7 protein-coding genes are annotated in these 9,888 nt (G+C 58.1%); 3 read left to right on the forward strand and 4 right to left on the reverse strand.

Annotation, left to right across the window (positions count from 1 at the left end; all coding sequences use genetic code 11):
• The first annotated feature begins 58 nt into the window (after nucleotides 1–58).
• Nucleotides 59–826 (forward strand): class I SAM-dependent methyltransferase, encoded by a 768-nt coding sequence (locus tag JO015_15330; protein MBW0000470.1) that lies wholly within the window; start codon nucleotides 59–61, stop codon nucleotides 824–826.
• A gap of 137 nt (nucleotides 827–963) precedes the next feature.
• On the opposite strand, the gene JO015_15335 is transcribed toward JO015_15330, so the two are convergent.
• The 4 genes from JO015_15335 to JO015_15350 are packed head-to-tail and all read right to left on the reverse strand — an operon-like array spanning nucleotide 964 to nucleotide 6,831.
• Nucleotides 964–4,719, reverse strand: a complete 3,756-nt coding sequence (locus JO015_15335) for a glycosyltransferase (protein ID MBW0000471.1) — start codon at nucleotides 4,717–4,719, stop codon at nucleotides 964–966.
• A 6-nt stretch (nucleotides 4,720–4,725) separates the two neighbouring features.
• Complete coding sequence (locus JO015_15340) at nucleotides 4,726–5,145, reverse strand: hypothetical protein (GenBank protein MBW0000472.1); 420 nt, start codon at nucleotides 5,143–5,145, stop codon at nucleotides 4,726–4,728.
• Between the two features lie 22 nt (nucleotides 5,146–5,167).
• Entirely contained in the window at nucleotides 5,168–5,989 is an 822-nt protein-coding gene (locus tag JO015_15345) for an ABC transporter ATP-binding protein (GenBank protein ID MBW0000473.1), read from the reverse strand.
• Nucleotides 5,989–6,831, reverse strand: a complete 843-nt coding sequence (locus tag JO015_15350) for an ABC transporter permease (protein ID MBW0000474.1) — start codon at nucleotides 6,829–6,831, stop codon at nucleotides 5,989–5,991. Before JO015_15350 ends, JO015_15345 begins: the two co-directional genes overlap by 1 nt.
• A gap of 245 nt (nucleotides 6,832–7,076) precedes the next feature.
• On the opposite strand from JO015_15350, the gene JO015_15355 reads away from it, so the two are divergent.
• Together JO015_15355 and JO015_15360 are read left to right on the forward strand one after the other, a co-directional pair.
• On the forward strand, nucleotides 7,077–8,486 hold the full coding sequence (locus tag JO015_15355; GenBank protein MBW0000475.1) for an MBOAT family protein: 1,410 nt from the start codon (nucleotides 7,077–7,079) through the stop codon (nucleotides 8,484–8,486).
• 14 nt (nucleotides 8,487–8,500) lie between these two features.
• Complete coding sequence (locus JO015_15360; protein ID MBW0000476.1) at nucleotides 8,501–9,757, forward strand: hypothetical protein; 1,257 nt, start codon at nucleotides 8,501–8,503, stop codon at nucleotides 9,755–9,757.
• Nucleotides 9,758–9,888: the final 131 nt, after the last annotated feature.

Below are 9,888 nucleotides of genomic sequence, written 5' to 3' on the forward strand. Positions count from 1 at the left end.
AGGACTGATCGCATATACAAGGACTGCCCTCCTGTACCGCCTGTTGCGAGGTCGTTGGGTGACTCGAGAGGCTTTGCAACAATTCTCCGGCGATAGTCCCGAAAACGTCGCCTGGAAACTCCTGTTGAGTGCAGAAGGACTGGAACGCTGTTGCAATCTCAGTCTTGAACTTCATCTCCATTTTATTCACAACGCTCGCCTTAAAGTCGTTCGCACGTTGCTTCCACCCGGGGATGTCATCCTTGATTTAGGGGGTGCCTATTCACCTTTGTACCGGATGGGTTACCCTCACCCGTTCAAGAAACTTGTGCTGATTGATCTTCCTCCGGAACGACGGCACCAGGAATTCAGAAGGGTTGAACTCGAACGCCACAGCCGCGGAGGCGAGATTTCGATCTTATACGCCGATATGAGCGAACTTTCAGGCATCGACGATGGCAGCGTCGACCTGGTTTGGGCCGGTCAAGTGATTGAGCATTTGTCGCCTGAGACCGGCCGCCGCATGAGTCAGCACGTCTTTCGAGTGCTGCGTCGTGGTGGATCCTTTTGCCTCGATACGCCAAACGGCTTACTCTCGTCGATGCATGCAGCCACCGCCGGGAAAAGGATGATTCACCCCGACCATAAGATCGAGTACGGGCCATCCGATCTCCGTCGCATGCTAAAAGCCTGCGGCTTCGACATCGCCGTCGAGAAAGGCCTCTGTCACATGGTGCGCACGTTGCGGTCCGGACAATTCTCGTATGAAGACTTCATTTTTGGAAATCCGATTGCTGATGAGGTCGAAGACTCTTACTTGCAGTATTATCAATGCGTGAAACCCTGACGGGCATGGTAACGGCGCAAGCGCCGATGCCGAAAACGCAGTGCCGTGCGAGGCGGGTGCGCAATCAAGGGGTCGTATCTACCTTGAAATGCGCTTTGCGCGAAGTTCGAGGCCCGCCCATTTGGCCCGGACCTGACTCATGGCCGGGGCATGTGGTCCGCGCCAGGCCACCACTTGTACCATCGAGCGTCGAGCACCATTTTAATCAGCTGACGGCTGCTCTCGCACCAGGTCAGCCATTTGATTCCGTGAGGCTTGGGGATCCGTTCGCCGAGAGCCAGCCAGGTGCGCAGGGCATCGGCAAGCCTGTCCGGCTCGCGGCCATGGAAATAGTACGCGTGTTCACCGGCTACTTCCTGAAAAACCGGGATTGCCCGAGCAATAATTGGCAGCCCGTAGCAGGCGGCTTCAATCAGCGGCAGGCCGAAGCCTTCCCCCTCTGAGGCGGCGAGCAGTCCGCGAGCACGGCGGTAGATCTGTTCGAGCAACTCATCGCTTGCTGCCTGGAGCCAGAACAGGCGCGTGCCGTGTTGGGGGTGCACACGGATTTCCGCCGCAAGGTCCTCGATCATCCATCCCTGGTTGCCGACGATTACCAAACTTGCCTCGACGCCGTCTGCCCACAGGCGCTCCATAGCCCGAAGGGCCTGACGGTGACCTTTGCGCGGCTCCAAAGTGCCTACCATCAAAAAGGCGGGATAACGTGCAATCCTGGAAAAAAGCGCCGGCGCATCCGGCGGAAGTTCCGTGCTGGGCAGACTGGCGCGCAGGTCCCCGCCCAGATGAGAAAAGCCGATCGGGAACCGGCGGACGGGCGGTGAGTCCGCGCGAGCCAGCCAGTCATAAAGTTCGTCGGCAACGGTGCGCGAGTCACACACGATCCCGTCCGCGATTTCGACCAGCGCGCTGAGCCAGTTAGCCATCAGCGGCCCGACGGCTGGAAGAAAGACCTCCGGCCGAAGCAGAGGTAGAATGTCATAGACCATGAACACGGTTCGTAATCCCCGGTGGCGCTGCTTCGAAAACCAGCCTTTCAAGGTAGGTAAGACGTCAGGGCACCAATCGATTCCAAGGAACAGATCGCCTGAGCCCACCTCCACCGGATCGTCCTCCAGGCCCGCGTCGGGTAGATCAAGGCACCGGGATGTGAACCGGCGAGCGTAAAGGTATTGATCAGCAACCGCTCGAACCGGCTCGACCCGATACTTGTCCGGCGGGTTTGCGATGATGGCCATCGCCATGGCTCGAGTCACGCGCTGGATGCCGGTCCGGAGATCCGACGCCGCAACGTGCGTCACGTCGATCAGGATCTGGGGCCGCCCAAGCCGCTCCCGGTTGCCCGCAATTGCGACGGCGGTTGCCGCCAGGTCCGTGGCGGCCGGCCGAATCGGCGCGAGATAATGCCCGATCGCCTCCACCAGCGATTGCTCCCGCGCCGAGGGACTGTCTGCGTAGAAGTGCTCGATTGCCTCCCGGTAAAGGTCGGCCACGCGTTCCGGGTGATGCGTCCTGCGCACGTACAGCTGACCCTCGACGACGAGTTTCTGCCGGAGGTAGGGATCGGATTTCATCAAAACCAGCGCGTCGGATAACCGGGCATCACTGAACTGGTCCGGAAGCTTCAGGACCACTTCGTCAGGAAGCTCCGGTACCGCGCCGTGCGCGTTAACCACGAGCGGCACGCCGCCGCGTAAACAGTCGAAGATAGCGGCCGAGGTCTCGCCCCTGCTGCCGGTTCGAAGTTGTACGGCGATGTCGGCGGAAGCCAGGTAATCGCGGTATCGATCCTCGTCCACGTAATCTGTGATCGTGATCCGCGAACCTGCCTCACACTGCGCAATCCGCTCCAAGAGCCGTTTACCATAGTCGCCGCCCTCGTTACCGCCGACGAAAATCAATCGAGACGTCTCGTCCGCTGCAAGCGGTGAGTCAAGCCAGGCGTTGAGCAATCGATCGTTGAGTTTGCACGGTGCGATCCAGCCGAAGCTGCAAACGAGGAAGGCGCTGTCCGGTAAACCCAACCTCGCACGCGCGGCTTTACGTTGGCAGGCCTCAGGAGGAAAAGGCAGGAAGTCTACCCGGCGGAAACGCGTGGCCATTTGCTCTCCATAACACTGCCGGGCGTAGTCAATGGCGTGTTGCGAGTGAACGATCACGCCGACGCTCTCCTGCAAGACCTGCGCGTTGCACGGGTAGGCGTTAACCGTTTCGGCCGGATTCTCTTTCAGGTGGTCGAAGCATGAGAATCCATGCGCTGCATAGAGCGCGTTGACGAAGGCATTTCCGGCGTAGCCGGTCTCCTCCATCCACTTTAACAGCGAACTCAGGTAAAAGTCGTGCAGCGTCACCACGCCAGGGTGCCGGGCCAGCAGATCGAACATGTGTTTGTGCGCCGGCGAGTTCCCGAAGTGGTAGAGCACGCGATCAAACTTACCCGCGTTCAGTTCAAACCATCGGATGTCGCGAATGGCGAATCCGGCCACGACCCATGGGTCGGTGACTTCGGCCTGATCCACGATACAGGTGATTTCATAGTGGCGGGCAAGGTACGGCAATAAGCGGGCGGCGTAACCGGCAATCCCGCTCCGGACCGGAGGTAAAGGCGAAAGGAAGGCCAATCGAAGGGGACATTTTCCATCGGCAAATGAGACTCTCGACCCACGTTGCGCCTGCGACTTTGCCGCCAGCGCTTCGAACGACTGCAGGGCGGTGGCGGCGCTGGCGTTCCAGGTAAACGCCCTGGCCCTATCTAAGCCCCAAAGGGAGAGGCTTTGCCGGAATTTGCTATCCGTTAAAACTTCATTGAGCCGGGTTGCAATCTGTTTCGGCCGGTGCGGGTCAAACAACGCATCCTCACGGTTGATGATCTCCGAGACGCTCGTAAGGTTGGAGCCGATCACCGGGGCTCCACAAGCCATGGCTTCAACCGCGGGAAGTCCGAATCCTTCATGAAGCGACGGCAACACAAAAGCGATGCAGGTGCTATAAAGCAAAAGGAGTTGTTGGTCTGACACGTACCCGACGCTGATTACTTCATCGTGCGCCAATTCTCTCTTACGTTTCAAAAAGGCAAGGCGCCGGACCTCGTCGGGTTGGAGGTCGCCGATGAGCGCCAACTGGCAAGCCGCTCTCACGCATTTTGGCAATGACGAATATGCTTCGAGAAGTCCCTCCAGGTTTTTGCGAGGTTCGAGGCCTCCCGCGTATAGGAGAAACGGCCGCTGCAAGCCAAAAGCCGCCATCAACGATGCTTTGTCTTCGGTGGAGACTTCAACTCGTTTGAAAAACGGAGACACGCCAGCCGAAATGTTGACGATGCGTTCATCTGGGATTTGCAGTGCTTCAATCGCCTCGTTGCGCGACGCCTCAGAGATCGTCAGGATCAAATCGGCCCGCCTGAGCGACTGCATACGCCGCGCGTAAATGGCCCTGAAGGCGGGGCTCTGCAGGTATTTTTGCGGGTTCAGCAAAGGGATTAGATCGTACAAGGTTACGGCGGTAGGCACCCCGGCGTGCAACCGGCCGATCGAGGCGACAACCTCGTTGTGAAATCCCTCGAATAACGTTGAGGCATGCACGATGTCGGGACGCAAGCCGGCCAGAAAATTTTCGCGCACCAGTTCTGCCGCGTGCGCGCGCCAAGCGTTTGCGGGGTCAAGTTCAGCGACCGGCCCAGGCAATTCGAAAATGCGAATTCGCTCCGGAGGAACCAATCCGGCAAAGGCGTCACGGAGCGGATCAAGGGACTCCGGGAAGCGGCCGCTCAGGGCCAGCCAGACTTCGTGCCGCCCTGCTCCGGCGACGATGGCTTGCGCCAGGGCCAGCGAGTATCGGCCGATTCCGCGAAAGCGGCTATCACTTTGTGCGCCTTGCAGGTCCAGAACAATTCTCACCGGATATCAGTTGACCTCCTTGCTCCTGGTCACGGCAGCCTCTAACCTGCGAAAGATCGGACGCGCCGAGGCCGGCAAAACCGCTGAGATATCGGCGTCCATCCCGGTATTCGGCCCCGCGCCGCCGGTGCGGCTGGAGGCGGCAGAGCGGGCCTCGGACGGGTGGTCATCATCGGCAGAAACATCACCGGCCGCAGGCATTGCCGTGCCCGGAATGACGTCGTGAAGAGAGGCGGCCGTGTTCGGGGATAACCGCACGAACCTGGGCACGAGAGCGGCAAGCGGCGGATGGTTCACTAATACCCGCCTTCCCAGGGCCCGTAGCCCGCCCCCGGTGAGTTGATCACCGGCGACTCGAAGTCTCTGAAAGAGGCGCCGCATCATTCTGGACTGACTGGTGAGTTCTTCGCCCAAACGCCCGATCATCACGTCTCTCATGTTCGTTTCTTCAAGTATCGTCAACCCGTGCAGCGTCCTGCCGGGACCCGGTTGCACGGGTAGTTTCCTTTTCATAAGCGGAGACAACCTCCGGGGTCGGACCGAACATTTCGATGCGGCCGCGCTTCAGCCAAAGGCACACCTGGCTCATCCGCCGGACGTGCCCCAATCCATGACTAACCACGATCGCCGCGTGACCCTCGTTGATGATTTCCTCGATGCGCTTGAAACATTTTTGTTGAAATGCGGCATCTCCCACGGCGAGAACTTCATCTAAAATCACGATCTCCGGGTTGAGATGCGCTGCGACCGAAAACGCCAGTCGCACGTACATACCGCTCGAGTAGTTCTTAACCGGGACGTCGATGAACTCGCGAATTCCGGAAAACTCGACGATTGGATCAAATCGGGCGCGGATCTCTTTTCGGGAAAGCCCGAGCATTGCGCCGTTGAGATAAATGTTATCCCGACCCGAAAATTCAGGGTGAAACCCGGTTCCCACCTCAAGGAGACTGGCCACCCGGCCATAAACTTTCACGGTGCCAATGGTCGGTTGGGTGATCCTGGACAGGATCTTTACTAACGTCGACTTACCGGCACCGTTCTCACCGATGATCGCCAGGGTTTGTCCCTGCGAGACCTGGAACGAGACATCCCGAAGCGCCCAGAAGTGGCGCTTCGGGTTCACGTCGCCGATCATTTGGCTCGGATGAAGCAACCGGCGGAGTCTGTGCATCGCGTCCAAGGTAATATCCTCAAAAAACGCCTTCTGGTTGCGCTCCCCCAGGAAAAAGCATTTCGAAAGGTGAGAAGCCTCGATAATGGCAGGCATCAAATCGAGTCGGTGAAGGTGCCTTCGGCCCGCATGAAACGCCAGAGTCCCGCCGCCAAAATTATGAGGATAATCAGCGCGGCGATCAAGGCGGGCTGGGCGGGGGCGTGTTCCGTCCCGAAAAGGCTCGACCGGTAACACTCGACCACGCTTGCCATCGGGTTCAGCAGGAGTAAACCTTGCAGGTGGTCCGGAACCGACGACCGTGGATAAATCACCAGGCTGCCGTACATCCAGAGTTGCAGCGTGTATCCAACGATGATGTTCAAGTCCCGGTACCTGACCGTCGCCGACGCGATCAGACAGCCCAGGCCGAGGGCCAAGCCGGCCATTTCCAGGAGCCAGAGCGGAAGCAACGCAATCCGGGGGCTGAGGTCGACCTTGGCGCCGCCGAGTTTACAGGCGGCAACGACCAGCAAAAGGGTCAGCAACTGAGCCAGGAAATTCAGTAGATTCATGCTGATCTGGCTTAACGGGATCACCAACCGCGGGAAATAAATCTTCCGGAAGAGGCCACCGCTGCCGAGAAAGGTATAGGCAACCTGCGACAAACTGTTTGCGAAAAAGCTCCAGGCGATAATCCCGGACATGTAGAAGACGAGCGGCGGCAAGTCGCTCGTGGGGAGCCGGGCGATCTGGCCGAAAACCACGACGTAAACCAGGGCCGCAAGGAACGGCTGGAAGAAAAACCAGAGCGGACCCAGCACGGTTTGCTTGTATGCCGCCACAAAATCCCGTTTGACGAGGAGGATGAACAACTCGCGGTAATTCCATAACTCCCTCGGATGACTGCTGAGCAGGCTGCCGGCATCGACAACATAAGTCGGCTTTCGAACGCTCATTTGTCATTGGGCCAGGACGCCATCGAAGGACGTCGTTCGTCGATGGAAATCCGGGGACACTCGGGTACTGGACTCATAACTTTTCGCAGGCGTACAGAGGCGATGTACCCTTCAAAAACCGTTCCTGTAAAGCCTGAATTTGGCGACCTGTTTGCGCCGATGCTTGCCGGCAGATTGTGGTTGTGCTTGTACTCTGGACAGCGAAGACGGGCTGTGCGATCACTGGGGCCGGTTTTCGGTTGGTTATGCTGTTCACCGCACCTGTTTTCCTGTTTTTCTTTCTGCCGGCGTTCCTGGCACTTTACTTCGCGCTGCGCGGCCGACGAAACGCGGTGATACTGGCCGGCAGCCTGTTTTTCTACGCCTGGGCTGAACCGCGGTTTATTTTTTGGGTGCTTAGCTCCGCGGTGCTGGATTGGTGGCTAAGCCGCCTGATCGCGGGTGCACCCCGCCAAAGCGCCAAACGTGCCTGGCTGACGACGGGCATCACCGCTAATTTAGCCCTGCTTTTGTGGTTTAAGTATGCCAATTTCCTCTACGGGAGTTTGCTGGCAATGTGCGCCAGGGCCGGCATCGGCCCACCGCCGCTGGCCCACATTGCGCTGCCTATCGCGATCTCATTTATCGTTTTTGAGAAGATCACCTACCTGGTTGATGTGTACCGTAGGGTGGCCAATCCGGCCAACGATATCTTCAGCTATCTGACCTACGTGTTCTTTTTTCCCAAGCTGCTGGCCGGACCGATCATTCGTTATCACGACATCGAGCCCCAGTTCCACACGCGGGCGATTTCCTGGGAATCGATGCGTTCAGGCATTGCCCGCTTCGTGCTGGGCATGGGCAAAAAAGTATTGATTGCCGATTATGTCAGTCGAATCAGTGATCAAGCCTTCCAGCTTCAGCCGGAGCAACTCGACACCTGCACGGCCTGGCTGGGTGTTCTTTGCTTCACCATCCAGATTTATTTCGACTTTTCCGGCTATTCCGACATGGCGATCGGCCTCGGTCGCATGCTTGGTTTCCGCCTCAGGGAAAACTTCTGCAACCCCTACATCGCCGAAAATTTTACTGACTTCTGGCGCCGCTGGCACATCAGCCTGTCGAACTGGATTCGTGAGTATCTGTATATTCCTCTCGGCGGAAACCGAAAAGGTTCGACCCGGACGTATATAAATCTCTGCACGTGTTTCGTGCTTTCGGGGCTCTGGCACGGCGCCGCCTGGCATTTTGTCATCTGGGGCGCGTTTCACGGAATGATGCTTATGGCCGACCGGTTATTTTGGAGGGATCTTCAGCGGCACGTGCCGAGGCCGGCCAATGTGGCCATAACGTTTTTCCTGGTCATGATGAGCTGGGTCGTTTTTCGCTGCGACTCGTTCCGTCAGGCTGAAAACTACTTCATCGCCCTGTTTGTTCCCGGCAGGAGTGCTCCGAACCTGGTCTGGGTGAGCCCGGATATCGCGCTTATGCTCACGATGGGATTGCTGATTTCGTTTGCGCCGCTGCTGCCGCGATTTATGCAGTTGCAGAACGTCTATGGCGCTCTTCGGTGGAGGCCGCTGGCCGAACTCCTGGCGTGCTTTCCGGTGTTTCTCATTGCACTCGCCAAAGTCTCAGTGAGTTCGTTTCAGAGTTTCATTTACTTCAGGTTTTAACCGGCCCGCGTGAAATGCGTTTAATCGAGAAAATCCTTGTGACGCTGTTTCTGGTACTGCTCGGAATCCCCGGCATCCTGGGATTGGCGTTCAGCAGCATACCCGGCCTGCCCCTGGAATGGAGGTGGCTGCAAAACGGTAGCCTGGCAGGGGTCCGGCAAGAGCTTAAGCCCACCCGCCTTACTTCGAAAAGCTGGTTCCGGACGGCGTTTCAGGAATTCGCCACGAAAAAAGCGAGTGAAACGTTTTTCGGACGCGACATGCTGATCCGAAGTCTGAATGAGGTGCTCTATCGAGGGTTCCGCAAATCGTACATGAGCGGCGAGACGCTGATCGTCGGCAACCACCGCGACTTATTCCAACTGCATTACCTCGCTTACTTCGGACACCTCGCCCCGAGCGCTTCGGAGGGATACCTGCAACACCTTACTGACGACATCGTTGCGGCCCGGCAACGTTTCCGGCGGCTGGGTTCTGAGATCATCGTTATGATCACCCCAAGCAAGACCAGCCTTTATCCGGAGGATGTACCTGATCGGTTTCGGGCGCATCCAGGTAAGGATGCCGCGACTCCGGCCGGCTATCGTCGTCTGGCCGCGCTTCTACAGCAAAAAGGCGTTCCGCTGGTTGATGGACGGGCGCTGAGCCTGCAACGCGTGCACGAGCTTCCGGGTCGTGGATTTGCGAAAACGGGGATCCACTGGACCTACCCGCTTGCCTGTTTCACCGTCCAGGCAGTTTTGGATGAACTTGGCCGGTTGAAAGGAACGCGGTACGCTTCGATCGAGCAGAGAAACCTGCGGGTTGATCACTCGCCTGAAGGGGTTGACCAGGACCTTTTCTCGCTGTTAAACCTTCTGGAAAGGCCAAAGGAATCCTACCTCCATGCGGACTTCAGGGTCAGCGACGAGCAGGCCGCCCGTCCGCATTCGCTGACGTTTGTCGGCGGCAGTTTCACCCATGAAATCATCGAGGTAATCGAGCGTTCCAGGGCCGCCGGTCACGTTGCTTACTACAATTATTTTGATACGTTCGTCGAGCATTGGCCCGAGCAATCGCTCGTCCAAAGACCGGAGGTTGCACAGATCCCCTGGGAGCGCGATTTTGCGCGTGCAGACGCCGTTGTGCTTGAAGTGAATGAAGCGGCGATCGTGTCCTCCTCTCACCTGACTCGCTTCCTTCAAGCCGCGCCGGAGTACCTTGAGCGAGTGCGGCCGGAAGCACGTCCTGACTTGACGGTTGGCGCCGTCCGTGAAGATCTGTCACGATAAGGGTGCACCGATGATGGCGGCCCCGTGTTGGGTTCGGAGCGGTTACAGCATTTCGGCGGCCATGAAGGTAAAATTTCGTCTTCCTTCCCAGCGCCCTGCCGGCGTTACACCTCCCAGACCGTATATACGGT

The sequence above is a fragment of the Verrucomicrobiota bacterium genome (assembly GCA_019247695.1).
Lineage (GTDB): Bacteria > Verrucomicrobiota > Verrucomicrobiia > Chthoniobacterales > JAFAMB01 > JAFBAP01.